The sequence below is a fragment of the Kitasatospora sp. NPDC004669 genome (genome assembly GCF_040609455.1).
Taxonomy (GTDB): Bacteria; Actinomycetota; Actinomycetes; order Streptomycetales; family Streptomycetaceae; genus Kitasatospora.
Genome location: NZ_JBEXKB010000006.1, coordinates 65,243 through 91,300, shown reverse-complemented (window position 1 = coordinate 91,300; position 26,058 = coordinate 65,243). Strand labels below are relative to the sequence as shown.

The window sequence follows — 26,058 nt, the reverse complement described above, 5'->3', positions numbered from 1 at the left end:
TCAGAGTCGACGTGACCACCCAGACCGCAACCCCGTCGCCGCCCCGGGCCGCCGTTCCCGTCGCCCGCCGGGCGGCCGCCGCCCTGGGCTCGTCGGCCCGCCGTACCGTGCTGCTCGGCGTGCTCTGCTTCGCGGCGGTGTGCGCCATCGGCCTGCAGGGCTGGGCCTCCGTCTCGCTCGGCGGCTTCGACCTCGGCATCTTCGACCAGGGGGTGCGCGGATACGCCCACTTCGGGCTGCCGGTCTCGACGCTGAAGAGCTACCACCACGAGTTCCCGCCAGGGTTCTCCCTGTTGGGCGACCACTTCTCCCCGGTACTGGCGCTGCTCGCGCCGCTCTACTGGATCTGGGACGACCCGCGCTCGTTGATCATCGGGCAGGCGCTGCTGTTCGCGCTCGGGGTGCCGCTGATACGGCGGATCGCCGCGCACTGCTTCGCCGCGGCCGAGCCGCGCACCGCCCGGCGGGCGGCCGACCTGGCCGGGCTGGTCTACGCGCTCGGCTGGCCGCTGCTGGTCGCCGCCCGGGTCGGCTTCCACGAGGTGGCGTTCGCCGTCCCGCTCACCCTGCTGATGCTGGAGCGCGGCCTGGCCCGCCGGTACGTCGCGGTGGTGCTCGCCGCGGTGCTGCTGTGCTGCACCAAGGAGGACATGGGCCTGATGGTCGGCGCGTACGGCCTGGTGCTGCTGCTGCGCACCCGCCGTACCGGGGACCGCGCCGGCCGATTCACCGGGCTCGGGCTGCTGCTGGGCGGGCCGCTCGCCGCGGCGGTGGCGATCAAGTGGCTGATCCCGGCGATGGGCGGGGAGCCGGGCTACTACTGGAACTACGCGGCGCTCGGCGCCGACGGCGGCGACGCGCTCAAGCACCTGCTGCACAACCCGTTCCTGCTGGTGCAGACCGCCTTCGACCAGCCGCTCAAGCCGCTGCTGCTGCTCTGGCTGTTCGGCACGATGTTCCTGCTGCCGCTGCGCTCCGCCACCGCGCTGTGCGCGCTGCCGCTGCTGGCCGAGCGGATCCTCTCCAGCAACGCCAACCACTGGTCGATCGCCCGGCACTACGACTCGATGCTCTGGCCGATCCTGCTGACCGCCGCGATCGAGGTGCTGGGCCGGCTGAGCGCTGCCGAGCGGCCGGAGCCCACCCGTCGGCGGGCCCGGCTGCTGGGCCTGGGCACGGCCGGGGTGGCGCTGGTGGTGGCCGTACTGATCGGGCTGCTGCAGCTCGCGGTGCCGTCCTCCTGGGAGCCCAAGGCGAGCGAGGCGGCGCTGGTCCGGGCCGCCGCACTGATCCCGGACGGGGCCTCGGTGGAGGCGGACAACCAGATCGCGCCGCGGCTGACCGCCCGGGCGGACGTGGTGCTGGTGGACGGGACACCGCGTGGGCGCGAGTACGTGCTCACCCGCTCGGACAAGCGGTCCTTCCCGTTCAAGACGGACAAGGAGCAGGCCGACCGGATCCAGCTGCTGCTGGCGCACGGCTACCGGCAGCTCTGGGCCGAGGACGGGGTGGTGCTGCTGCACCGGGAGGGCGGCGAGCCGGTGCCCGGCGAGCACGTGCCCGGGCCGGGCAGCAAGCCGGTCCAGGACGAGGTGCCGTCCGACGTGGGGCACAACCTGTTCAAGGGCTGACGGTTGCGCTCAGGTCTCCCGGACGATGACCACCGGGCAGCGCGCGTGGTGCAGGCAGTACTGGGCGACGGTGCCGAGCGGGGTGTCCGGCGGGGTGGAGTGGCCGCGGTTGCCGAGGACCAGCAGGGCGGCGCCGGTCGCGGCGGCGACCAGGGCGGGGCCGGGCGGCCCGGCCTTGAGGTGGCGGCGGAGCGGGACGGCGCGGTCGGTGGCGGTCTCGGCGAGTCCGGCCGTCTCGGCGAGGATGGCGGCGGCGCGCCGCTCGGGCCCGAAGCCGTCCAGGGTGGGCGGGACGAGGCCGTGCTCGCCGTAGAGGCAGGGGAAGTCCCAGACGGCCACCGCCTCCAGCGGGCCGCCTGTGAGGTCGGCCAGGCGGGCCGCCCAGCGGACGGCCGCGCGGGCGGGCGCGGAGCCGTCCACACCGACCACGATCCGGCCGTGCGGCTGCATGCCTTCATCGTCGCAGACATGCCGAGGGCCGGCCGGAACGGTCTCCGGCCGGCCCTCGCCGTTGTTACGGGCGGTCGGCGTAGGAGCCGTGCTGGTGGGAGCCCTGGGGCGGGACGGCGCCGTAGTGGCCGGGGCGCCGGCCGCGCGGGTGCCGGGTCAGGTGGTAGCCGAGGACGCCGGCCAGCGCGGCCAGGAAGCCGCCGCCGATGGTCCAGTACCAGCGGCTGTTCCAGCCGGAGAACCAGCCGGTGTACCAGTGCTCCTTCTGGGCCACCGGGGCCGCCGCCTTGGCGGTGCTCGCGCCGCCGCCGACCGGCGGGACCAGCGGGGCCTTGAGCTCGCCGCCCTCCGGCTGGGCGTTGTCCGCGTTGCCCTTGGAGCTGACGTGCAGCTGGGCGCTGGCGGCCAGGCCGAGGTCGGGCTGCGGGGCGTCGGTGACCGAGAGCCGGACGTAGTAGGTGCCGGGCAGCGGGTCGCCGGACCACGGCTCGGCCCAGGTGCGGACCTCGCGCAGGGTGCAGTTGAGCGTCAGGGAGGTGGCGCTCTGGTCGCCGGTGGCGTTCTGGGTGCCGGCGGTGCAGGCCTGGCGGCGGCGCAGCCCGTCGAAGACCTCGACGGTCCAGGTCTGCGGGCCGTGCCGGTCGGTTGCCGGGGCCAGGTTGACGGTCAGGTTGACCGTCGGGGTCTGGCCCTCGGAGGCGCCGAACGCCCAGTACAGGTAGTCGCCGGTGGAGGCGGCGACGTTGGCGTCCTGGCCGGGGGAGAGGTTGACCGCGGTCAGGAAGGAGGTGCCGGCCTTGGTGGCCGGGGCCGGGGTGCCACTGGCGCTCGCCGTGGGCGACGGCGCGGCGGAGGCGGCCGGGGCGCCCAGCGCGAGAGCGGGCAGCAGGGCGAGGGCGGCGAGGGCGCCGCGGATCGTCGTACGCATGGTCAGTTCTCCCGCCAGACGGCGATGCGCCAGCGTGCGATCCAGCCGAAGAGCAGGCCGAAGGCCAGGCCGGCCAGGGTGAGGGTGAGCAGCAGGATCCAGCCGCGGCCGAGGCCCATCGCGGCGCCTTCGGGGGCGGGCGAGGCGGAGGCCAGGTCGACGGTCAGCTCGACCGGCATGCCGGGGTCGGTGTGCACACCGGCCTGCGGGGCCAGCGAGTTGCTGACGACCAGGCAGACGGTGGTCTCCGGCTTCTCGCTCGCCGAGGCGGTGGGCTTGGTCGTGACGTAGCCCTTGGAGTCGTTGGTGGACCAGCGCAGGCCCGTGGAGATGACGTCGGTGCGGGTGCTGTTGGCGTCGGTGCCGCGGACGAGTTCCTGGCCGGTGGCGCTGGTGGCCTGGAGCAGGACGCCGTAGTCCCGGTTCACCGCGCGGTCGAGGGCCACGCTGACCGAGGCGCGCAGCTCCTGGCCGGCCTTGACCGGAACCTTGTAGACGCGGTGCTCGGAGAACTTCTCGCGGTCGCTGTAGACGCCGGGGGTGAGCACCGGGGCGCTCTCGCACTTGTCGGTGCCGGTGGTCTGGACCGGGTTGACGGTGTAGGTGTCGTCGCTGCGGTCGATCAGCTGCTTCACCTTGCCGGTGAGCTGGTCCGGGGTGCGGACGTCGGTGTAGGTGCCGCCGGTCGCGTTGGCGATGCAGATCAGCTGCTGGCGGGTCTTGTCGTCGTGCGCCAGGCCGAGGGTGTCGACCACCAGGTGGATGCCCTGGGCGGCGAGTTCGCGGGCCACGTCGCACGGGTCCGGCGGGGAGCAGTCGTCCTCGCCGTCGGTGATCAGGACGATCCGGCGGGTGGCGTCACCCTTGCCGAGGTCCTGGGCCGCGCCGCGCAGGGCCAGGCCGATCGGGGTCCAGCCGGTGGGGCGCAGGGTGGCGACCGCGGTCTTGGCCTCGACCTTGTTGGTCTTGCCGACCGGGAACAGCTGCTTGGTGTCCTGGCAGCCGACGGTCTTGTCGTTGCCCGGGTAGGTGGCGCCGAGGGTGCGGATGCCGAAGTCGGTCTCCGTCGGCAGCGCGTCGATCACCTCGTCGATGGACTGCTGGGCCACCGAGATGCGGCTCTTGCCCTGGATGTCGGCGGTGTTCATGGACCCGCTGACATCCAGGATCAGGTCGACCCTGGGGTTCTCCTTGGGCGTGGGCGGGGCGCCGGCTGATGGTTCGTCGGCATGGGCGGGCAGGCCGAGGAGCAGCGAGGCGCCCGTTATCGCCAGGGCGGCCAGCAGGCTGCCGAGCCTGGTCTTCGGTCGTCGTCCGGTAGTCACGCGCCAGATCCTAGGGATCATCAGTTCGTCAAGGCCAAACGAGACCGGACGGTGCACTCGCCCGCCCCGGCGTGAAATCCGGGGTGTGGAGAGGGGATTACGGAGCGCTGTGCTCACGTCGGCCTTATCCGCGATGGATAGCCTTCAGGACGGTTCGGACGGAGGCGGGGTGCGATGGAGCTGACCGCGGTCGGCAAGCGGTACGGGCGGGGCGGGCGGTGGATCCTGCGCGACGTCGATCTGGCGGTCGGGCCCGGGGAACTGGTCCGGATCGCCGGGGCGAACGGCGGCGGCAAGTCGACGCTGCTGCGCGGCCTGCTGCTCGGCCGCCCGGCCGTACGGGTGCTGGCGGTGCGTCCACGGGGGGAGGAGCGGTGAGGCAGGGCGGGGCGCTGACCCGGTACCACCTGGAGCTGCTGCTGCGCTCGCACGCCTGGCTGCCGCCCTTCCTGGCGTTCACGCTGCTGCTGGTGATCGGGGTGACGGCGGGCGATCCGCTGCTGGGCGGACTGGGCTACGGCGCGGGGGTGCTGCTGCCGGTGAGCGCCTGGTACGTGCGCGGCGCGCTGACCGCCGAGCCGCCGGCCTCGCGGGCCTGCCTGGTCGCGGTGGCGGGCCCGGTGCGGGTGTACCTGGGCGCGCTGCTGGCGGCGCTGACGGCGGCCGTGGTGCTGGCGGTGGGCCAGGTGGCGGCGCTGTGGTGGGTCAGCGGCGCGGTGGCCGACCCGGGGGCGCAGCGGGATCCGGGCGTCTGGCGGGCGCTGCTGGCGGGGCTGTCGACCTCGGTGGTCTGTGTACTGCTGGGGGTGCTGGCCGGGGCGTTGGGCAACCGTCCGGTGCCGGTCCGCCCGCCGTACGGGATCCCGGTGACGCTGGGGCTGGCCGTCCTGGCGCTGGTGGTGCCGCTCTCGCCGGCCAACGCGGCGGTGCGCGCACTGGTGACCGCCGCGCGGACCGGGCAGGTCGCGGTGCACTGGGTCGCACTGCTGCTCTCCGTCGCCCTGCTGGCCGTGGTCGGGGCCGGGGTGGCGGCCCTGGCCGGGCGGCGGGCGGAGTGAGGCCTGCGGATGAATTCCGGCAATAGCGGACACACCGTAGCGAAGAGCCAATAAATATGGATATTGCTCGTTAGGGTGACGAACCGGGGCGCCGGCGCCGCCGCACCGGCTCCCCGTGCCCGGTCCGCCCCGATCGGCATCCCCGCCTCCCCCAGGACGGACCGTGGCGACACCCTCCGCCGTGACGAGATCCGCGGCCCGGCCCGCCCGGCCGGTGCCGACCGGGCGCACCGCCGAGCTGGTGCTGGTGCTGACCGCCGTCCTGGCCACGGTGTTCGGCTACATCGAGGTCGGCGCCAACCTGGACGGCACGGCGCCGGCCCCCGAGGTCGCGTACGGGGCCGGCGCCGTGCTGGGTGTGCCGGCCCTCGCGGCGCACGCCGTCATCCGGTGGCGGGCCCGGTACGCGGACCCGCTGCTGCTGCCGATCGCCGTGCTGCTCAACGGGATCGGGCTGGTGGTGATCCACCGCCTCGACCGGGCCACCCCGGGCCGGGCCGCCGCCTCCACCCAGCTGCTCTGGTCGAGCCTGGGGGTGGCGCTGTTCATCGCCGTGGTGCTGCTGGTGCGGGACCACCGGCGGCTGCAGCGCTACGCCTACGTCGGGGCGCTGGTGGCGCTGGTCCTGCTGGTGCTGCCGATCTTCTTCCCGCCGGTGTACGGCTCGCGGATCTGGATCGTCGTCGGGCCGCTCTCCTTCCAGCCGGGGGAGCTCGCCAAGATCCTGCTGGCCGTCTTCTTCGCCGCCTACCTGGCGGTGCACCGGGACGCGCTGGCGCTCACCGGTCGTCGGGTCTGGCGCTGGAAGCTGCCGCGCGGGCGGGTGTTCGGGCCGGTGCTGATGATCTGGGCGGCCTTCGTCGGGGTGCTGGTGCTGGAGACCGACCTCGGTACCTCGCTGCTCTTCTTCGGCCTGTTCGTGGCGATGCTCTACGTGGCCACCGCGCGCACCGGCTGGATCGCGATCGGTCTGGGCCTGGCGGCGGTCGGAGCGGTGACGGTGGGATGGCTCTCGCCGCACGTGCACAGCCGGGTCGTGGACTGGCTGGACCCGCTGGGCTCGATCGCGGCGGGCAAGGGCGCCAACCAGATCGCCCAGTCGCTGTTCGCCTTCGCCTGGGGCGGCGAACTGGGCACCGGGCTGGGCAACGGGCACTCGGTGCTGATCGGCTTCGCCGCCAAGTCGGACTTCATCCTCGCCACCATCGGCGAGGAGCTCGGCCTGACCGGGCTGATCGCGGTGTTCCTGCTGTACGCGGTGCTGGTCTCGCGCGGCTTCCGGATCGGCATCGCGCTGCGCGACCCCTTCGGGCGGCTGCTGGCGATCGGGCTGGCGGCGATCGTCGGCCTGCAGGTGTTCGTGGTGGCGGGCGGGGTGCTGGCGCTGATCCCGCTGACCGGGATGACCATGCCGTTCATCGCCCAGGGCGGCTCCTCGGTGGTGACCAACTGGATCATCGTCGCGCTGCTGGTGCGCATGAGTGACGATGCCCGGCGGCCGGCACCCGAGGTGGGCTGATGGCGCGGATCCGACTCGGGGGGAACGGCCCGCAGGGGCTGCCCGGGATCTCGGTCACCGGGCGGCGGGCGGCCACCTTCTGTCTGCTGCTGGTCGTGGCGCTGTGCGTGCAGGCCACCCGGGTGCAGGTGTTCGAGGCCGAGGACCTCGACCACAACAGCGCCAATCAGCGGCTCACCATCGAGCGCTACGCCCAGCCGCGCGGGAACATCCTGGTCGGCGCCGAGACCGTCACCGGCTCCGCGGCCACCGGCGGCCGGTACGCGTACAAGCGCACCTACACCGACGGGCCGACCTACGCCGCCGTCACCGGCTTCGCCTCCCAGGCGTACGGCGACACCCAGCTGGAGGGCACCGAGGACGCCCTGTTGACCGGCACCGATGGCCGGCTGACCGGCTGGTCGCTCTGGGACGCGATCGCCCGTAGGCAGAACCCCGGCGGGGACGTGTACACCACGATCGACCAGGCCGCCCAGCGGGCCGCGATGCGCGGGCTCGGCGGGCAGAAGGGCGCGGTGGCCGCGATCGAGCCGGCCACCGGACGGATCCTGGCGCTGGCCAGCACGCCCTCCTACGACCCGGGCAGCTTCGCCGGCTCCACCGGCGCCGACCGGACCGCCTGGAACCGGCTGCAGGCCGACACCGACCAGCCGATGCTCAACCGGGCGCTGCGCCAGACCTACCCGCCGGGCTCGACCTTCAAGGTGGTCACCGCCGCGGCCGCGCTCGCCGGCGGGGTGGTCACCGACCCGGACGCGCCGACCGGGGCGCCCTTCCCGTACGTGATGCCCGGGACGACCACGCCGCTGGTGAACGACAGCGCGGCCTGTGACCGGCCCGGCCAGTCGCTGGACGCCGCGATGACCGCCAGCTGCAACAGCGTCATGGGCTACCTCGGGGTGCAGACCGGGCTGGAGAGGATGGTGGCCACGGCCGAGGGCTTCGGCTTCAACGACCCGAAGCTGGACCTGCCGGTGCGCCCGGCCCGGTCCAACTTCGACACCGCGATGAACCGGTCGCAGCTGGCGCTCTCCTCGATCGGGCAGTTCGACACCGCGGCCACCCCGCTGGTGATGGCGATGGTCGCGGCCGGGGTCGCCAACGACGGGACGGTGATGCGTCCACAGCTTGTGGACAAGCTGACCAGGAGCGACGGCACCGTGGTGCAGCTGATGAAGCCGGCCGTGTACAAGCGGGCGCTGACCCCGGCGGTGGCCGGCCAGGTACGGAAGCTGATGACCGACGTGGTGGAGAACGGCACCGGAGGCAACGCCCGGATCGCCGGGGCGGTGGTCGGCGGCAAGACCGGCACCGCCGAGCACGGGGTGGACAACAGCGGGACGCCGTACGCCTGGTTCATCTCCTGGGCCAAGCCGGCCGGCTCGGACGCGGTGCCGACGGTCGCGGTGGCGGTGGTGGTCGCGGACAGTGACGCCACCGACGTCACCGGTGGCGCGCTGGCCGCGCCGATCGCCCGGTCGGTGATGCGGGCGGTGCTCGACCGCTGATCCGATGTGGCCGCTGACCTGGCCTTCTATCCGATGTCCGGCAAGTCAGCCGTGTGCGAAGTGTCTGGTTTGTTATCCGCGGTGCGCCGGTTCGTACAATGCGCCGATCAAGACTGTTCGTTTGCGACACTGGTGCATTCGCGGGGTACTGTCCCATGTTTGTTCGGTTGGTCCCCGATGGCACCCCTTGGTGCCCGGGTGACCTGCTCGCTAGGACACCCTCCCCTGCCCAGAAGGACCGCGGTTTTGGCCAGCAACACCCTTGGTGCGCGTCTGCTGCGACGCAAGCCCGTCTCGACCCTGATCGCGGAGAGCGAGGGCCGCAGCGGCCTTCCGGCGGGCGCGCCCGAGGAGGGCGGACGCTCCGGCATCCACCTGCGCCGCTCCGTCGGCCTCTGGCAGCTGTCCTCGATCGGCATCGGCGCCACCATCGGCACCGGCATCTTCTTCGTGCTCGGCAGCGCGGTGCCCGCGGCCGGGCCGGCGGTCATCCTGTCCTTCGTGATCGCCGCGGTCACCGCCGGACTCACCGCGCTCTGCTACGCCGAGATGGCCTCGGCGATCCCGGTCTCCGGCTCCTCGTACTCCTACGCCTACGCCACCCTCGGCGAGGGCGTCGCGTTCGGCGTCGGCATCTGCCTGCTGATGGAGTACGGCGTCTCCGCCTCCGCGATCGCGGTGAGCTGGGCCGAGTACCTCAACAAGTTCCTCGACCTGGCCTTCGGGTTCAAGATCCCCGAGCAGCTGTCCGGCGCCCCCGGCGGCGGTCACTGGTTCAACCTGCCGGCGCTGCTGCTGGTCGCGATGGTCTGCTTCCTGCTGATCCGCGGTGTCAGCGAGTCGGTGAAGGTCAACGCGGCCATGGTCGGGATCAAGATCCTGATCCTGCTGCTGTTCGTCGGCGTCGCGCTCACCGGCTTCCACTCCGGCAACCTGACCCCGTTCATGCCGCTCGGCATCGGCGGCGTGAAGATCGCCGCGTCCAGCATCTTCTTCTCCTTCATCGGCCTGGACGCCGTGTCCACCGCCGGCGAGGAGGTCAAGAACCCGCGCCGCACCCTGCCGATGGCGATCATCATCTCGCTGGTCGTGGTGACCCTGCTCTACATCCTGGTCGCGCTGGCCGGCATCGGCGCCCAGCCGTGGGGCCAGTTCAAGGACCAGGAGGCCGGCCTCGCCCAGATCATGCAGGACATCACCGGCCAGAGCTGGCCCGCGATGATCTTCGCGGTCGGCGCGATCGTCTCGATCTTCAGCGTCACCCTCGTGGTGATCTACGGCCAGACCCGCATCCTGTACTCGATGGGCCGTGACGGCATGCTGCCCGAGCGCTTCGCCCAGCTCTCCCCGCGCACCGGCACCCCGGTCTGGAACACCCTCGTGGTGGGCCTCGGCGTGGGCGCGCTGGCCGCCTTCATCCCGCTGGACGTCCTGGCCGACATCACCAGCCTCGGCACCCTCATCGCCTTCTCGGTGGTCTCCATCGGCGTGATCGTCCTGCGCCGCACCCAGCCCGACCTGCCGCGCGGCTTCAAGGTGCCCGGCTACCCGGTCGTCCCGCTGCTCAGCGTCGGCTTCTGCATCTACCTGATCACCGGCCTGCACGCCGACACCTTCCGGGCCGGGGCGATCGCCCTCGCCGTCGCGGTGGTCGTCTACTTCGGCTACAGCATCAAGCACTCCCGGCTGGAGAAGGCCGAGCAGCAGGCCGTCCCGGTCGACACCAACGCCGGCTGACCGGGTCGTTACCCAATCGTGAAGGGCCGCCGCTCGGTACGACACCCGGCGGCCCTACGCGCGTAGCGCGACAACCGGTGCCGGACGCCATGGCGACAGGGCCCGGCCCGCACCCATAACCTTCCACCATGGTGAGCACCCGCACGCCCGGCTTCTCCCGCCCGCGCGGCCGCTACACCGGCCGCGTCAGAACGCCGGCCCAGACCATCCGCGCCGAACTGCCGTCCAGACCCGGACGGCCACCGAGAGGCTTCTCCGCCCGGCCGTTCCCCCGGCAGCGTGGCGAGAGCGCATTTCCACCCACGCTCGATCGATGGAATCCCGCCCGGCTCGCCTCGCTGCGCTCCGTCCAGCTGCTCGGCTGTCTGATCGCGGCCGGCTGGGCCGCCGCCTTCCCGCTCGTCTCCGACCTGCCCAACCAGCGGCTGTGGGGCCTCGTCGCGGCCCCCGCCTACCTCCTGGCCGGCCTGTTCTGCCTCACCCTGCCGCGCCGCTACGCGCCCCAGGCGGCCGCCGCGGTAGGCCTCGCGGGCGCCGTGTTCGCCCCGCTCGGACTGCTCGCCCTCACCGGCCGCCACCAGTCCGAGGTCATGGTGGTCGAACGCTCGGCCCACCTCCTGCTCACCACCGGTGACGCGTACCTGCCGCACCCGGTCGTGGTCACCGACTACAACCCGTACCTGCCGGCGATGGCCCTGTTCGGACTGCCGCGCCAGCTGCTCGGCAACTCCACCGCCTTCGCCCGGGTCGCCGGGGACGCCCGGATCTGGTTCGCCCTCACCTTCGTCGCCTGCCTGCTGGGCGCCTGGCGGCTGCTGCGACCCACCCGGGACCGCGCGCCGCTGCTGCCGCTGGCCGTCCTCACCGCCTCGCCGCTGATAGCGCTCGCCCTGGCCGTCGGCGGAGTCGACCTGCCGCTGATCGGCGTCTGCTGCCTGGCCATGGCGCTCGCCGAGCGGGACCGCACGGTCGGCGCCGGACTGGTGCTCGCCCTCGCCTGCAGCCTCAAATGGACCGCCTGGCCGGCCCTGCCGGTCGCCGTCCTGCTGCTCTGGCGGCTCTACGGCCGAAGGCCCGCCACCCGCACCGCGCTGATCGGGGTCGGGGTGAGCGCGGCGGTGATCCTGCCGTCCGTCCTGACCCAGGCGGACCAGCTGCGCGACCAGGTGGTGCGCTTCCCGCTCGGGATGACCGCGATCCGCACCCCGGCCGGCAGCCCGCTGCCCGGCAAGGTGCTGGCCGGGTTCGGTCCGACCGGGCACTCCATCTCCCTGGCGCTGATGACCCTGGCCCTGATCGGGGTGGCGATCTGGCTGCTGGCCCGGCCGCCGGTCTCCGCGATCGCCGCCGCCGACCTGCTGGCCGCGGGGCTCGCGATCGCTTTCATGCTCGCCCCGGCCGGGCGGTTCGGGTACCTGGCGCTGCCGGCCGTCCTGGTGATCTGGCCCCGGCTGGCCGCCCGGCGGTGGAGCAGCCGCCGCCGGATCCCGCCCCGGCCGCTGCCGGACCCTCCGGAGCCCGCGCTGCCGCGACGCTGAGCGGGCGGTCTCGCCCGCCCCGGAACGCACCGGGGCCCGCTCGGCCTTCTCGGCTGAGCGGGCGTGGTCGCTTCTGTCTTTCGGTACCGGCGCGCCCCTTCGGCTCGGGGAGGGCGCGTGCGGGTCAGCGGCTGCCCGCCGCCTTGAGCAGCGAGGCGACCGCCGGGCCGGCCGCGTCGACGCCGTGGCCGCCGCCCTGGACCTCGGCGGCGACCGCGAGGTTGCCGCGGAAGGCGGTGAACCAGCTGTTGGTGGTGGACGCGCCCTGGACCTCGGCGGAGCCGGTCTTGGCGCCCGCGTTGTCGGTGATCCCGGCCATCACGTCCTTGGCCGTGCCGCCGACGGCGGTGGCGTTCATCATCGCGCGCAGCTTGCCGGCGACGTCCGGCGAGATCTGGCGGGCCGCCGTCTGCTGCGGCAGGCCGGCGACCAGGATCGGCTGCTTGAACGCGCCGCTCTGGACGGTCGCCGTGATCGAGGCGATGGCCAGCGGGTTCATCTGGACCTTGCCCTGGCCGATGTAGTTCATGGCCTGCTCGTCCTTGCTGCCCGGGGTCGGCGGGATCTTGCCGTCGGCGTTCGGCAGGCCGGTCTTCCACTCCAGGCCGATGCCGTACACGTCCTTGGCCGTGCTGGACAGCGTCTCGGGCTTGAGGCTGGTCAGGCCCTGGTTGATGAAGGCCGTGTTGCAGGACACCATGAAGTCCTGCTGGAGCGTGTTGTTCGGGAAGGCGCCCGGGAAGTCGTTCGGGATCGCCACCGGGTTGCTGCTCTTCTCCGGGCAGGCCACCGTGCTGTCCGGGTTGATCCCGGCCTCCAGCAGGGCCGTCGAGGTGACGATCTTCATCGTCGAGCCGGGGGCGAGCAGGCCGGTGAAGGCCCGGTTCTGGCCGTTGGCGGGGGCGTTGGCGAAGGCCAGCACCTGGCCGGTGCTCGGCTCGATCGCGACGATCGAGCCGTTCTTGCCGCCCAGGTCGGTCATCGCCTTCTCGGCGGCGGCCTGGATGGCGTTGTCGATGGTCACCTTGAACGGCTTGCCGGGCTTCGGCTCGACGATGGTGAACAGCTTGTCGGCGGCGGCCTTGCCGGACGGGTCCGTGATCACCACCGCGCTGCCCGCGTCCTGGTCCTTGTTCGGGTCCGGCGGCAGCAGCTTGCGGGCGTTGTCCTGCAGGGTGCTCATCAGCGCCGGGGTCAGCGAGGCGCCCTGCAACGGCTTGCCGTTGCGGTCCACCACGGTGGACGGCGGGGAGAAGACCTGCTGGGTGGCGATCGTCTCGCTGCCGGACAGATGCGGGTGGATCACCGAGGGCGCCCAGTGCACGGCCGGGGTGTTGTCGCTCATCTTCACGACGCCCAGGAAGCCGTTGTAGTCCCAGACCCGGCTGGTGCCCTCGAACTCGGCTCGCGCCTTGAAGCCCATCAGCACGCCGGTGGGCCCGGGGGTGGCGGAGGCGGACGGCGAGTCGGTGGCGCCGGGGGTGCCGGTCGCGGACGGGGTCGCCGAGGCCGCGCCGGTGGGCTTGGCCGGGGTGGGAGTGCCGGTGGCCGAGGCGAAGGCCTGCGGGGTGGCCGGACCGGCCGGGGTCAGGGTCAGCGCGCTCGGCTTCACCTGGTCCTTGAAGGCCGTCAGCGCCGTGGTGGCCGCGGCCGGGTCGTCCGTCAGCGAGGCCGCCTTGGCGACGTCGCCGGACGCCCAGGCCGCCAGGAAGTCCTTCGCGCCGTTCGCCGCCTGATCGGCCGTGGGGGGTTCGGCGACCACCGTCCGGGGCTTCTTGTCGTCGGAGGACCCGGAGCCCGAGCCGCCCATCAGGCTGTACGCGCCGTAGCCGCCGCCCGCGAGGACGACGATGGACACGCCGGTGATGATGCCGATCTTCGCGCCACTGCGCATGGTGCAGTTCCCCCAGGGGTCTCGCGGCCGGGCGCCGCCGGCCGGGGGCCGGAAACGCGGTACGCCCCCACCCTAGGCAGCGCGGATCGGTGCGCCGACGAAACGCCCGGGACTTGTGACGGATCTGGTACGTGTCGTGCACCGCATACGGACGGTTCGGGGGTTTCGTGTGTGGACCGGCCCCGGCGGTCGGCTCAGATCCAGCTGTTGAACCACATCCGGCCGCGCCAGTCGTCCAGCGGGATCGTCTGCCCGGTGAACAGCGGGAAGAAGTAGAGGTAGTTTCGATCTCCCCAGCCTCTACGGCTCTGACCTGGCCGTACGCCCCGCCCCCGGGCCGTGTCAGGCCCCTGGGGCCGTCTCGGGGCCGTCAGGCAGCTTTCCGAAGGCCCGATACATGCCGTCCACGGCGTTCCGCGTGCGGCTCTCGCTGCTCGGCATCAGGTGGGTGTAGACCCGCAGCGTGAATCCCGGGTCCTCGTGGCCGAGGTACTGACTCAGGGCCCGGACGTTCTCGCCAGCGTCCAGCAGGACGGAGGCGTAGAAGTGCCGCAGGGCGTGCATTCCGTGTTCGCGGGCGCTCTTATACCGCTCCCCCTTCCCGGCCTCCGGAATGATGCCAGCAGCGGCCAGGGCGGGCTTCCAGAGGTGGTCATCGAAGTGGCTCGGGCGGACGAAGTCCTGAGTCGTCCCCATGAAGACGACCTTGCGGGTCACAGGCGGCCCGCTCAGCGTCCCCCACGGAAGAGTGATCTCCACAGGCGGGAAGCGCTTCATGTGCTCGCGGAGCGCCGCCGCCACGGCCGGCGGCAACGGCACGTCGCGGACCTTGCCTCGCTTTGGGAGGGCGAAGACGAACTTCCCCCGCACCCGCTTGAGCTGCTGCCGGACGGCCAGCCAACCGCTGTCGAACCCGATCGCCTCGACCGGCAGTCCGAAGATCTCGCCCTGCCGGAGACCGCACCCGCCGCCAAGGTCGACCATGGTCCGGAAGCGCTCCGGCAGGGCTCCCTGAACGGCGAACACCTGGTCCGGCGTCCAGGGGACGACACGGGTGGGCTCTGCCTTCGGCATCCGGACGGACTTCACTCGGCACGGGTTCTTGAGGATCAGGCCGTCGTCCACGGCGGCGCTGAACACGGTCGACACCGTGCCGTAGATGATCCGCTGGTAGGAGGCGGCCGGCGCGGTCTTGGGCAGGTTGGTCAGCCAGGTGCGCACGTGGCCGGGCTGGAACGAGACGAGCGGCCGGGAGCCGATGGCCTCGAAGACGTGCAGCCGCAGGTGTCGCTCCAGCGCGCCCCGCTCGTTGGTGTCGCCCTGGTGGCTGCTGAGCCAGTTCTCCGCGAACTGGCGGAAGGTCAACCGACTCGCCCGAGGGTCGGTGTAGGTGCCACGGGACATGTCGGCCGCGATCTCGATCAGCCAGTTCTCGGCCTGGCGCTTCTGCCGGTCGGGGAAGCTCCGGCTCTTCTCCTTGCCGTCCGGGCCTTCATAGCGGGCCCGGTAGCGCTTGCCTGTGCCGTAGCGGTCGGTGCGGACGCGGTGGGGCTTGCCGTCCGGGCCCTTCTCGGTCTTGTACCAGCGGTCTTGGATGTGTCCGGCCATGGGGCCGCTCCTAGGTGTTGGGGTGTGGGTGTGCTGCGGGCAGGGAGGGAGGCGGCTGGTGGCGCGTGAGAGCGGTTTCGGGGCCGCTAGCGGGGGCGTTCGGGACGCCTCCCTGCATCCCTGGGGCGCTGTTCTTCCTGGTGAGGGCGGAGTTGGTGGCCAGGGAGGCGGTCAGGGAGTTCTCCCTACCTCCCTGGCGCCTCCCTGGTGGTTCAGGCGGCCTGGTGGGTCTGGTCGGTGACCCACTGGGCGACGGCGTCGGGGTGGTAGCGGAGGTGGCGGCCGGCGCGGAAGGCGGGCGGGCCGGTGCGCTTGCGGCGCCACTGGTAGACGGTCTCCAGCGGGACGCCGAAGAGGGAGGCGATGTCCTCGGGGGTGAGGAATCGGGCGGGCAGGGAAACTACGGCGGGGCCGGTGTCGGGCTGGGTGCGGTGGTTGGCCAAGGTGCTCTCCTGGGCTGTCGTCTCGCCTGTCGCCTGTCTTGTCGCCTGTCTTGTCGCCTGTCTTGTCGCCTGTCGTCCCGCAGGTGGGAGCGGGGTTCCGGGTTCTGCAGGCGGTTTGGCGGGGGTGAGGCGACAGGCGACAGGCGGGCTGGGCCGTGGTGGCAGGGCGGCGGTCTGTGGTCTGTCAGCGGAGGTGTCAGGGGTGGGTGTCAGCGGCTGTCAGAGGCGGTCTGACAGCGGGTCTGCCTAGGGGTTTGGGTGTCAGGGGGTGTCAGGTGTCAGGGGTGTCGGGCCTCTGACGGTTCGGTGGTGGGTGGGCTCGTTGTGTGGGGCACACGGAGGGCTCGGCGTGTGGCCCTGGGGCCGGTTCCGGGGCTCGGGGTGGGGCTGTGTGGGGCTTGGTGTGTGCCCCACACGGGTCACACGGGCAGGTCGGAGGGGCACACAGCCTGTGTGGGGCACACGGCCGCGTGTGTGGCCCTGTGTGGGGCTGCTCGGGCCGTTCGGTGACCGGCTGGGCTTCACCCAGGGGTTGCTGTGGGTGGCCGTACTGGGGTGGTCACCGGGTAGTGGGTAGTGGGGCGGAGCGTGCGAGCGGGTCCCGTTTCGGTCCCCGGGAGGGGCGCTACTGGGTAGTGGGGTGCGCCCCAGTACCCAGTACTCGGTAGCTGTGCGTGATGGCTGAGGGCTTCCTCGCGCGTACGCGTGCACGCGTGCTTGGGACCCTCGGACGCACGGAGCGGGCGTTGATGATGAGCGCGGAGCGTGAGCGCCCGGTCCGGTTCCCATCTCCCCCCACCCACCCCCCACCCGGAGGGAGAGTCCGTTTCGGGCTCCTGAGCGGGTGGGGGGAGCCTTGGGAGATGGGTGGGGGGTGGGTGGGGGGACGTCCGGGTCCTGTGCCCGGTGACGCCTAGCGACCAGTGGAGGGATGCGGGGGCGGCCCGGGGCGGGTTTCGGGGTTCAGCCGGCCGGGGCGCTAGACGCTAGGCGGCTGGTCACTGCGGGTGGTGGACGCTAGCGGGGTCGCTAGGTCTAGCGACCGGTGACGCTAGGCGCGTGGCCGTCCGGTGGGCGGCCGGGGCTTGGTGGGGAGCGGGCCCGGGGCGTCATGGCGGCCGGTGGGGCGTCCGTCCGGGTGGCCGGTCGGGTGGTGCGGGTGGTGGTCGGGCGGGTCATGGTGTGGTCTCCGTTCGGGTCCGGGGGTGGTCCGAAAAGGCCGGAAAGGCCGTAAAGGGGTCTGAGCTGGGGTTTTGCGTGGCGGAAAGTGGTCCGGAATGGTCCGGAAAGGGTCCGGGAGGTTCGGGGCCGGGGGATCGCGGACCACTTTCCGGACCATTCCGGACCACTTTCCGGCAGCCGTTTTCGCAGGTCAGAGGGCTTTCCGGCCTTTCCGGCCTTTTCGGACCGCTCCTCAGTCGGGCGGGGCGTAGAGGTAGGTGGTCTGCTGGCGTCCGCCGGTGGAGAGCTGGGCGGCGGCGAAGCCGGGCAGCTGGCAGAGCCGGGCGGTGACGTCGGCGCGCTGGGTGGCGTTGAGCCGCTTCAACAGCACCTGCACCTGGCTCTGCGTCATCCCGCCCGCCCCGGCGGCCTTCACGGCCTGGATGAGCTTGTCGAGGTGCGGGTCGCCGGTGCTGGCGGCGGCGGTGGGGCCGAGGATGTGGGCGGCGCTGGCGCGGGCGTACCGGACCAGGGCCCACGCGGCGCGGAGGTGGGCTTCGGCGATGCGGTCGGTGTGGTCGAGGAGGGCGTAGACCATGGCCGTGCGCTTGGCGTAGGGGGCGGCGCGGGCGGTGAACTCCGCGATCGGGCCTTCGTCGCCCTCGTCCCCGCACAGCGCCGGGTAGACCTCCTCCCGCCACAGCTGGGCCGCCTCCGGGCTGAGCCGGACCTCGCCAACCCGCCTGGCGTCGGTGAGCACGGTCTTCCACGCAGTGGCGAGGTTGTCGATCAGCCCGTCCGGGGCGCCTTCGCCGTCCGGGTCGAGCAGGTTGCGGTGCACGAAGACTGGCAGGAAGCGGTTGTAGGTGCCTCCGGCCATCTCGGCGTCCTGCATCTTCGCCCGCAGCTCACGCGGGCTGATGTGGCCGATGACGGCGATGTGCGGGGCGGTGGCGTGCAGCGCGTCCCGGTTCATCACGCCCAGGTCTTCGCCGTTCCACGCCTGACGCAGGATGCCGCTCAGCGACGATCCCTCCCGCCGCCCCCGGGCCATGGTGACGCCGTACTCCGACTCGACGACCCACAGCCGCTTGTCGATGACGCCGGGGTCCTTCTCGCCGTCGCCGTCGCGGACCATCTCGATCAGGCCCTCGCCGGAGGACAGGCCGGAGCGGGTGTTGCAGGCGATGAAGTCCGGCACGGCCGCCTTGAACAGCCGCCTGGCGGTGTTGGTGCCCGCGCCCTTGCGCCCGGCGGCGGTGGCGCCGACCGTCAGCGCCCAGATCAGGGCCGGGTGACGATCATTGCCGATCCACATGAACGGACCCGGACCGATCGCGGCCCCGCCGGCGGACAACAGGTTCACCAGCACGCCCACCGGGTCGGCCTCCGTGGTCGGGTCCAGGTCGCGCACGGTGTCGCCGACCCAGCCGCAGAACACCTCCGGGTCCGGCACCGGGCCCGGCCGCGAGGGACGGTCGATCCCGGCCGCCGGGTCGTACATCGGGTTGGCGGCCTGTGGTCGACCGTCCGGGGTAGTGACGAGGTGGAGTTCGACGGGCATCAGGCGCTCTCCGCAAGGGTCGGGGTGTCGGGCAGGTCGACCTGACGGCCGGAGGGGTGGCGGTGACGGTGCCAGCCGGGGCGGCCGGGGATGGCCACCGGCGGCCAGCTGGAAGAGGCCACCACGGGGCGGCGGGCGGCTTCGACGGCGCGGGTGCGGCGCTCGGCCAGTTCCAGCGCGGTCGGGTGGTTGGACCAGGCCCGCACCGTGCGCACCAGCTCTTTCCAAGCGGCTTCGTCCTCGGCCACCCACTCGGCGCGGGCCTGCTCGCCGAGCACCAGGTCCGTGCGGAGCCCGGCGTGAATGAACTCCGGGGCGTGCTCGGCCTGCTGGCGCCAGGCTTCGGCGGCGATGATGAGCGCGGCCTCACGGCGCGGGTCGCCCGCCGGGAGGGCGGCGAAGGCGGGGGAGCCGTAGTCGGGGATACCGACGGGCTGTCCCCACCGGTCGAGCACCACGGCCGGGCTGACCCGCCGGAGCACGCTCACGAACCGGTCGGCGGCCCACCGGGCGGTGGAGCGGTGCGCGTCCCGGGTCGGCGTGGGGAGGGCGATCGGGTCGGGCAGGACCGTTTCAACCGCGTCCGAGTCCGTTTCAGCGGCACCGGCGGCGGGGGTGTTCATCGGATGCTCACCGGCGCTCACGGCGTCGTGTTCACCGCTCATAGCCGGGCCCGTTTCAGGTCCGCCGGGCGCCGCTTCAACCACGCGGCCGGGCGTTTCAGCGGCGGGGTGAACGGGGCGGTGAACACCCGACTGAACGGCGCTCACGGCGGGGCGTTCACCGCTCGCGGTCGGACCGGTTTCAGGTCCACGGGCGCCCGTTTCAGCGGCGGCGGGCCGGGTTTCAGGTCCGGCTGGTGGAGGTTCCTGGGGGCGAGAGTCGGCCCCGTTGTGGCTGGTCACAGCTACTCCTGCAAGGGTCGGGAGTCGGGCTGGAAGTCGGGGGTGTTCACCGGGAACGGAGTCGGGTGGCGGTTGGGTCATGACTGCTGGTCAGTGAGCGACCGATGCTTGGGGGTAAAGGGCGGGAACGCTTCCCGTGAGCACGGGAACGGTCGGCGGGTAGCGCCGGGAACGGTTCCGTGAGCGGCGGTGAACGGTCGGGTGTTCACCGCACCGCGCGTGCCCCTGAAAGTCAGCCAGCTGCCCTTGAAACGGGGCCGCCGGCCGGGGCGTACTCGTGTACTCGGGTACGTACTCCGGGCAGGTGCGAGGCCGTGAGCGCCGGTGAGCGATGGTCGGTCGGGCGTCGGTGTACCCGCCGCACTCGGGCGGTCGGGTACACCGGTCAGCGGCAGCGGGTACGTGTACCCGGCGGGCCCGGTGAGCGGGTCGTGAGCGCCCGTGAGCGTCGGTGAGCGCCCGCACGGAGAGGCTCGTCAGGCGGCGGCCTGGGTCGCCAGGGACAGGGCCGGGGTAGCGGGCGGTTCCGGGGCGGTGACGCCGAAGACGTGGGTGATGACGTTTCCGAGGCTGACCGTGAAGGCGTGGAGGTTGGAGGTGCGGCGGCCGGTGTAGATGTCCATGGCCATGTCCGCGAAGTCCTCGGCGGTGTCGTAGCCGGTCTGCGCGAGCGTGAACCGAAGGCAGTCCACGATGTTGGCCTCGTTGCCGGTCTCCAGGTCCTCGTGCGTCAGCATCAGGCCGGAGGTGAACAGCAGGCGGCCGAGGATCTCCGCGAACGACAGGTGCAGGGTCACCTGCACCGCCACACGCGGGCGGGTCTCGCCGGGGTCGGACTCGCCGAGCACGCTCACCTGGGAGCTGATGGAGCCGATGGTCAGTGGCTGGGTGTTGAGCGATCCGTGCATGATGGAACTCCCTTCACTGGGGATGGGAGCGACGGTCTTTCTTGGCGGATTGGGCGTCGCTCCCACTGCTGCTACCTGGGCCTTTGCGGGCACCGTCGACCGGTCGAACCGGCCTCTCAACTGGTGCGCACCAGTAGTCTGCAACTGGTGCGTACCAGTGGTCAAGGGGCTCGCTGCGTGTCCGTCAGTTCCGGCCACGTCTCTATGGAACGACGTGAGCCAACAACCCGGTAGCCAGCAGGGGTTAACCCAGTTTTGTTAACCCCCAGTGCAGCGCCGTCGAATGGGGGATGCTGGCTGGAAAGCAGCATCACCACGGCAGGGGTGAGCACGTGTCAGAGCGTCTACGGCAGGCCCGGAAGGGGCGTGGTTGGTCGCAGGACCGGCTGGTGCGGGAGGTGGGCAGCTACGCGGAGCGGCACCTGATCGACGTAGCGACTCCGGCGAGCCTCCGGGTCTACGTCTCGGAGTGGGAGAACGGTCGCCGAACGGTCTCGGAGACCTACAGGGCGATCCTCCGGGCGCTGCTGGGCATGACGGACGACGAGCTGTTCGGCGAGCCGTCTGCGGGTGCTCAGCCAGCGGCGGACGGCTATGACGAGCTGCTCGGGCGTATCGACTCCGCCCGGACCATCAGCCTGGGGATGGTCGACGCCTTCCTGAACCAGACGGAGCTACTCCGCAGCTTCGACCGGCAGATGGGCGCTGCGGCGCTGGTCGACCAGATGCGGGCGCATCTCGACTCGCTGGAGGACGCACTGACCTTCGCCGTCCTGCCGGACGCCCGCCGGCCGGTGGCCAAGGCGCTGGCCGGAGCAGCCACGCTCGCCGCCTGGCAGGCCCTCGACGTGGGCGCGGTGGAACGGGCCTGGCGGCACTACGAACTGGGGAAGAGGGCGGCTGCGGAGGCGGAGGCGCCGATGTACCTCGCTCACGCGATGGCTGAGCAGGCGTACGTACTGGTCGATGCCGGACGGGTGCAGATGGCTGTGGACCTGGTCCGGGACGCCCGGCGAACCGGGGGCTCGAAGGTGTCCCCGCGGCTTGCCGCGTGGCTCCTGGCGGCGGAGGCGGAGATGTGCGCGAAGGCCGGTCTGGCCGACGACTGCCGACGTGCACTCGACCAGGCCGCGTCGGCGCTCCCGGACGGCAATGAGAGCCGCGATCCGGAGATGGCGAGCATCTTCCTGAACGCCAACCACCTGGCCCGCTGGCGCGGCAACGCGCTGGCCATGCTCGGCGAGGATGACGCCGTGGCGGAGCTCTACGCGGCCTTGTCTCAGATGGACCCGGCGTTCATCCGGGCGACGGCAGGGCTGCGGTGCGACCTCGCTCAAGCGCACCTGGTGCGCGGGGAGTTCGGGCAGGCGAAGGAGCATTTGCAACAGGCCCGCCTCCTGGCCAACCGAACGGGTTCGGTCAGGACCAGGAGGCGGATCGAGCAGCTCACTCGGAGGGTGTAAGCCCGCCAGCACGAGACGCGAGGACGTGGAGGAGCGCCACCAGCGTGCCGGAGCCTTGCAGCTTGTCCTGGGCCATCAGGCTGGGGATGTCGGCCAGCGGAATCCACTCGATCCGTCCGGCTTCTTCCTCGTCCGTGGGGTCACCGATGAGCGTCGCGCCCTGTCCCACGAAGATCTCGTGCGGGGAGTCGACCATGCCCACCATCGGCTGGAAGGTCACGGCGTGCTGGAGCTTGGTGGGGCGCCAGCCGGTTTCTTCCTCGACCTCCCGTGCGGCAGCTGTCGCCGCGTCCTCGCCGGCGTCCACGATGCCGCCGGGGAGTTCCCAGCCCCACTTGTTCGGGACGAACCGGTAGCGCCACAGCATCAGGACCCTGTCTTGGTCGTCCACCACGGCCGTAATCGCCACGTGGTGAAGCCGGACGACGTGGCTCTCGTACCGCTCGACCCCAGGCGGTTCCACGTCCACCAGGGTGAGCTTCACCCACGGGTTGTCGTAGATCGTCCGTTCGCCGTGGATGCGCCACGGCTCAAGCTCACCCTGGGTGCTCACGCTTCCGTGTCCCACCTTGGACCTGGTGACGAAGTAGCCGCGTCCGTGCTGAGCCTCGATCAGGCCTTCGGCCGCGAGCCTCGCCAGCACGAGCCGGACCGTAGTCCGACTGGCGTCCAGGTCGGTCACCAGCGTGCGCTCGGAGGGCAGCTTCGCGCCCGCCGCCAGTTCGCCGGTCTTGATCCACTCGCGGATCGTCCGCTCAACTCGCTCGGTCTTCCCGTCCATGCCTTCCACGCTCCAGATTCGGCTAACTGGTACGCACCACTGTAGGGGCCGCCCCCTGTCGCCGTAAGAGGCTCGGGTGACCCCTCTGCCGGGGCCGCGCCTGGGCCGCCTGTGGGCCGTCCCATGGCGGCCAATGATGACCAACAACGACAACTGACGACGGGTGAGGCGAGCTGAGCGGCCGCCGATTCGCCAGCTAGATCCAGCTGTTGAACCACATCCGGGCGCGCCAGTCGTCCAACGGGATGGTCTGCCCGGTGAACAGCGGGAAGAAGTAGAGGAAGTTCCAGACGATCAGCAGCACCACCAGGCCGGCCGTCGTCGAGCCGATGATCCGGCGGTCCCGGGAGGCACCGGCCGGTCCGATCAGGGCGCCGACCAGCATCGTCACCGCGAGCACCAGGAACGGGACGAAGACCACCGCGTAGAAGAGGAAGATCGTCCGCTGCTGGTAGAGGAACCACGGCAGGTACCCGGCCGCCAGGCCGCACAGCAGCGCGCCGGCCCGCCAGTCCCGCCGGAACGCCCAGCGCCACAGGCAGTACACCAGCGCCAGCACGGCCGTCCACCACAGCAGCGGGGTGCCGATGCCCAGCACCTCGCGGGCGCAGTCGGCGGCGGTGCAGCCGTTCTGGCCGAACTTGGGGGACTCGTAGTAGAAGGAGACCGGTCGGCCCAGCACCAGCCAGGACCACGGGTTGGACTGGTAGGTGTGCGGGTCGCTCAGGTGGGTGTGGAACTCGTAGACCGTCGAGTGGTAGTGCCACAGGGCACGCAGGCCCTCGGGTATCCACGGGTAGTCGGTGGAGCGGCCGACCGCCCAGTCCCGGCCCCAGCCGCCCTGGCCGGGCGCGTTGCTGCTGGCGAACCAGCCCCACCAGGAGGCGATGTACACCGCCACCGAGACCACGACGACCGACACGAAGGCCGGCACCGCGTCCCGGGCGAGCACCGCCAGGTACGGGCGCGGGGCACCGGCCAGCCGACGGGCGCCGACGTCCCACAGCACGGTCATCAGGCCGAACGCGGCCGCCACGTACAGGCCGCTCCACTTGGTGGCGCAGGTCAGGCCGACGCAGACGCCGGCCGCGATCCGGTACGGGCGCCAGCCCAGGTTGAGCCGCTGGGCCAGCTCCGGGTCCGCCACCCCGCCCAGGCGGGCCGCCAGCCGGGCACGGGTGCGGTCCCGGTCCAGCAGCAGGAAGCCGAAGGCGGCGACGATCCAGAACATCACCACCAGGTCGAGCAGCGCCGCCCGGCTGAGCACCAGGTGCAGGCCGTCCACCGAGAGCAGCAGGCCGGCCACGCAGCCCAGCAGGGTCGAGCGGAACATCCGGCGGGCGATCCGGGCCAGCATCAGCACCGACAGGGTGCCGAGCAGGGCCACCGCGAACCGCCAGCCGAAGGGGTTCATGCCGAACAGCTGCTCGCCCGCGCCGATGATCCACTTGCCGACCGGCGGGTGCACCACGTACGAGGGCGTCGGGCGGTACGGGACGGCCGCGCCCGGCGTCATGATCGTCGTGTTGGCGTCCTCCGGCCAGCTGATCTCGTAGCCGCCGTGCCAGAGCGCGTAGGCGTCCTTGGCGTAGTAGGTCTCGTCGAAGATGATCGCGTGCGGCTGGCCGAGGTTGGTGAACCGCAGCAGCCCGGCGAACACCGCCACCGCGATCGGGCCCAGCCAGCCGGACCAGCGGCACAGGAAGTACCAGAGGCCCTGCGGCAGCGAGATCCCCAGCCGCAGCAGCAGCGGCGACTGCGGTACGTCCCGCCCGGTCACCCCGGGGCCGTCCGGCATCGGCGGGACCAGGCGTTCGGTGAGCGTCGCGACGGGGCGGGGCCGGTAGCCGTGGCGGGCCAGGCGCTCCGGCCAGTTCATGGGTGACCGGGGTGAGCGGGGGGACGGCAGGCCGACACCGCCCTGCGCGGAGTGGTCCGTACCAGTGGGCGTCTGCGCCGCCGTGTCGCCGTTCATCCGCCACATCGTAGGGGCGCTCTTCGTGCGCGTGACCGGTCCCTCGGAAGCTGCCCGAATCGTCACCAAAAGCCCCGGCCCGGCGGAGCTGGAAGGATGGGGTCCGTGACAGGAGTACTCGTTCTCGCAGGCACCCCCATCGGCGACGTCTCGGACGCCCCGCCCCGGCTGCTCACCGAGCTGGCCTCGGCGGACGTCATCGCGGCCGAGGACACCCGCCGGCTGCGCCGGCTCACCCAGGCGCTCGGGGTGACCCCGGCCGGGCGGGTCGTCTCCTACTTCGAGGGCAACGAGGTCGCCCGCACCCCCGAACTGGTCGAGGCGCTGCTCGGCGGCGCGCGGGTGCTGCTGGTGACCGATGCCGGGATGCCCTCGGTCTCCGACCCCGGCTACCGGCTGGTGGCGGCGGCCGTCGCGGCGGACGTGAAGGTCACCGCGGTGCCCGGGCCGTCCGCGGTGCTCACCGCGCTCGCGCTGTCCGGCCTGCCGGTCGACCGCTTCACCTTCGAGGGCTTCCTGCCGCGCAAGACCGGCGACCGGGCCCGGCAGCTGGCCTCGATCGCGGCCGAGCCGCGCACCATGGTCTTCTTCGAGGCGCCGCACCGGATCGCCGAGGCGCTGGCCGCGATGGCCGAGGCGTTCGGGCCCGAGCGGCCGGCCGCCGTGTGCCGCGAGCTCACCAAGACCTACGAGGAGGTCAAGCGCGGGCCGATCGGCGAGTTGGCGGCCTGGGCGGCCGAGGGCGTCAAGGGCGAGATCACCGTGGTGGTCGCGGGCGCCCCGCCGGCCGCGCCGCAGGAGCTGACCCCGGCCGAGCTGGCCCGGCTGGTGGCCATCCGGGAGGAGGCCGGGGAGCGGCGCAAGGAGGCCATCGCGGCGGTCGCGGCGGAACTCTCCGTGCCCAAGCGGGAGGTCTTCGACGCGGTCGTGGCGGCCAAGAAGGACGGGTTGAACGAGGCTTTGAAAAAGGGGTGAATTCCGAGGGGTTGCGTGGCGGACGGGGAGTCGTACCTTGGAGGGAAGGCCCCGGTAAACGCCCGTCGAGCTGAAGCTTCGGCCCTGGTTTCCGGGTTGCGGAAGGCCCTTCGTATAGGACTTCCCAACCCGCATCCAAGTCTTCACAAGAAGGGCGTCGGCCGGGGCGGTCCGGGCATTTCCTGGAATGGAAAGACCCAGCCGGGCGAGCGCCCGGCGGGCGCTGGGAGACGGCTATGAGCGAGATGATCGGTAGCCCCCTCGGTGGCAACGCACTGAGCGCGCCCGGCCTGGCCGGGCGGCCGCACACTCCCGTCGAGACCGTACGGGAGGCCTACTCCTTCGCGTGCCTGCGCTGCGGGTACGGCTGGGAGCAGGCGTACGACATCGAGCACCACATCGCCAAGGACGGCCACGTCGTGTTCGAGTACCACGCCAACGGTGTCCGGGTACCGTCCCCGCTGCTCAAGCCGACCTGCCCGGGATGCGGTGGTCACACCGTCCGGATCATGCGCGAGGGCCGGGTGGCCGTCGCCGACCAGCCCTGGCAGCACGCTCCCGGCTACCCGGCGCACGCCGAGCCGGCCGGGGCGCCCCCGGTGTCCGGGCCCGAGAAGCCGCGCGGACGCTGGGCCCGGTTCTGGTCGCGGCTGTTGGGCTAGGGCCTGACACAGACACGGGGAGCGC

20 protein-coding genes and 1 pseudogene are annotated in these 26,058 nt (G+C 72.1%); 10 read left to right on the top strand and 11 right to left on the bottom strand.

From position 1 onward, the window contains the following. Positions 1–11: 11 nt before the first annotated feature. Complete coding sequence (locus ABZW30_RS07400; RefSeq protein WP_355670067.1) at positions 12–1,631, top strand: DUF2079 domain-containing protein; 1,620 nt, start codon at positions 12–14, stop codon at positions 1,629–1,631. Positions 1,632–1,640: 9 nt separating this feature from the next. On the opposite strand, the gene ABZW30_RS07395 is transcribed toward ABZW30_RS07400, so the two are convergent. The 3 genes from ABZW30_RS07395 to ABZW30_RS07385 form a co-directional block, all read right to left on the bottom strand. Then, positions 1,641–2,081 (bottom strand): universal stress protein, encoded by a 441-nt coding sequence (locus ABZW30_RS07395; RefSeq protein WP_355670066.1) that lies wholly within the window; start codon positions 2,079–2,081, stop codon positions 1,641–1,643. Between the two features lie 64 nt (positions 2,082–2,145). Further along, on the bottom strand, positions 2,146–3,009 hold the full coding sequence (locus ABZW30_RS07390) for a peptidase (RefSeq protein ID WP_355670065.1): 864 nt from the start codon (positions 3,007–3,009) through the stop codon (positions 2,146–2,148). 2 nt (positions 3,010–3,011) lie between these two features. Continuing rightward, complete coding sequence (locus ABZW30_RS07385) at positions 3,012–4,334, bottom strand: VWA domain-containing protein (protein ID WP_355670064.1); 1,323 nt, start codon at positions 4,332–4,334, stop codon at positions 3,012–3,014. Positions 4,335–4,508: 174 nt separating this feature from the next. Between ABZW30_RS07385 and ABZW30_RS07380 the strand changes: the two are divergent. The 6 genes and pseudogenes from ABZW30_RS07380 to ABZW30_RS07355 all read left to right on the top strand — a co-directional run. Continuing rightward, a pseudogene (locus ABZW30_RS07380) lies at positions 4,509–4,661 on the top strand (ATP-binding cassette domain-containing protein); the annotation flags it as partial. A gap of 47 nt (positions 4,662–4,708) precedes the next feature. Further along, positions 4,709–5,392, top strand: coding sequence for an ABC transporter (locus tag ABZW30_RS07375; RefSeq protein WP_355670063.1), 684 nt, complete (start codon positions 4,709–4,711; stop codon positions 5,390–5,392). A 181-nt stretch (positions 5,393–5,573) separates the two neighbouring features. Then, positions 5,574–6,911: an FtsW/RodA/SpoVE family cell cycle protein gene (locus ABZW30_RS07370; RefSeq protein ID WP_355670062.1), complete on the top strand. Its 1,338-nt coding sequence runs from the start codon at positions 5,574–5,576 to the stop codon at positions 6,909–6,911. After that, a complete protein-coding gene (locus tag ABZW30_RS07365) occupies positions 6,911–8,419 on the top strand; it encodes a penicillin-binding transpeptidase domain-containing protein (protein ID WP_355670061.1) in 1,509 nt (502 codons plus the stop codon). Before ABZW30_RS07370 ends, ABZW30_RS07365 begins: the two co-directional genes overlap by 1 nt. 246 nt (positions 8,420–8,665) lie before the next feature. After that, positions 8,666–10,156 carry an amino acid permease gene (locus ABZW30_RS07360; protein WP_355670060.1) on the top strand — a complete coding sequence of 497 codons (1,491 nt, stop codon included), beginning with the start codon at positions 8,666–8,668 and terminating at the stop codon, positions 10,154–10,156. Positions 10,157–10,284: 128 nt separating this feature from the next. Next, positions 10,285–11,694: a glycosyltransferase 87 family protein gene (locus ABZW30_RS07355; protein ID WP_355670059.1), complete on the top strand. Its 1,410-nt coding sequence runs from the start codon at positions 10,285–10,287 to the stop codon at positions 11,692–11,694. A 124-nt stretch (positions 11,695–11,818) separates the two neighbouring features. On the opposite strand, the gene ABZW30_RS07350 is transcribed toward ABZW30_RS07355, so the two are convergent. The 6 genes from ABZW30_RS07350 to ABZW30_RS07325 all read right to left on the bottom strand — a co-directional run bounded on the left by ABZW30_RS07350 (position 11,819) and on the right by ABZW30_RS07325 (position 20,177). Continuing rightward, the gene (locus ABZW30_RS07350; RefSeq protein ID WP_355670058.1) at positions 11,819–13,588 is read right to left on the bottom strand and encodes a penicillin-binding transpeptidase domain-containing protein; all 1,770 of its coding nucleotides are present in this window, start codon (positions 13,586–13,588) and stop codon (positions 11,819–11,821) included. 342 nt (positions 13,589–13,930) lie between these two features. Beyond that, a complete protein-coding gene (locus ABZW30_RS07345; protein ID WP_355670057.1) occupies positions 13,931–15,196 on the bottom strand; it encodes a tyrosine-type recombinase/integrase in 1,266 nt (421 codons plus the stop codon). Positions 15,197–15,408: 212 nt separating this feature from the next. Beyond that, positions 15,409–15,639 carry a helix-turn-helix domain-containing protein gene (locus ABZW30_RS07340; protein ID WP_355670056.1) on the bottom strand — a complete coding sequence of 77 codons (231 nt, stop codon included), beginning with the start codon at positions 15,637–15,639 and terminating at the stop codon, positions 15,409–15,411. Positions 15,640–17,053: 1,414 nt separating this feature from the next. Beyond that, a complete protein-coding gene (locus ABZW30_RS07335) occupies positions 17,054–18,364 on the bottom strand; it encodes a DUF3987 domain-containing protein (protein ID WP_355670055.1) in 1,311 nt (436 codons plus the stop codon). Then, positions 18,364–18,987, bottom strand: a complete 624-nt coding sequence (locus tag ABZW30_RS07330) for a hypothetical protein (protein WP_355670054.1) — start codon at positions 18,985–18,987, stop codon at positions 18,364–18,366. Before ABZW30_RS07330 ends, ABZW30_RS07335 begins: the two co-directional genes overlap by 1 nt. Positions 18,988–19,745: 758 nt before the next feature. Beyond that, complete coding sequence (locus ABZW30_RS07325) at positions 19,746–20,177, bottom strand: hypothetical protein (RefSeq protein ID WP_355670053.1); 432 nt, start codon at positions 20,175–20,177, stop codon at positions 19,746–19,748. 332 nt (positions 20,178–20,509) lie between these two features. Here ABZW30_RS07325 and ABZW30_RS07320 point away from each other — a divergent pair, with 332 nt between their 5' ends. Beyond that, positions 20,510–21,640, top strand: coding sequence for a helix-turn-helix transcriptional regulator (locus ABZW30_RS07320; protein ID WP_355670052.1), 1,131 nt, complete (start codon positions 20,510–20,512; stop codon positions 21,638–21,640). On the opposite strand, the gene ABZW30_RS07315 is transcribed toward ABZW30_RS07320, so the two are convergent. Together ABZW30_RS07315 and ABZW30_RS07310 are read right to left on the bottom strand one after the other, a co-directional pair. Beyond that, complete coding sequence (locus tag ABZW30_RS07315; RefSeq protein WP_355670051.1) at positions 21,624–22,421, bottom strand: NUDIX domain-containing protein; 798 nt, start codon at positions 22,419–22,421, stop codon at positions 21,624–21,626. The genes ABZW30_RS07320 and ABZW30_RS07315 overlap by 17 nt on opposite strands. 196 nt (positions 22,422–22,617) lie before the next feature. After that, entirely contained in the window at positions 22,618–24,300 is a 1,683-nt protein-coding gene (locus ABZW30_RS07310; RefSeq protein ID WP_355670169.1) for a phospholipid carrier-dependent glycosyltransferase, read from the bottom strand. Positions 24,301–24,501: 201 nt separating this feature from the next. Between ABZW30_RS07310 and rsmI the strand changes: the two genes are divergently transcribed. Next, positions 24,502–25,371: a 16S rRNA (cytidine(1402)-2'-O)-methyltransferase gene (gene rsmI, locus ABZW30_RS07305; RefSeq protein WP_355670050.1), complete on the top strand. Its 870-nt coding sequence runs from the start codon at positions 24,502–24,504 to the stop codon at positions 25,369–25,371. 236 nt (positions 25,372–25,607) lie between these two features. Then, on the top strand, positions 25,608–26,033 hold the full coding sequence (locus ABZW30_RS07300; protein ID WP_355670049.1) for a hypothetical protein: 426 nt from the start codon (positions 25,608–25,610) through the stop codon (positions 26,031–26,033). The last annotated feature ends 25 nt before the right edge of the window (positions 26,034–26,058 follow it).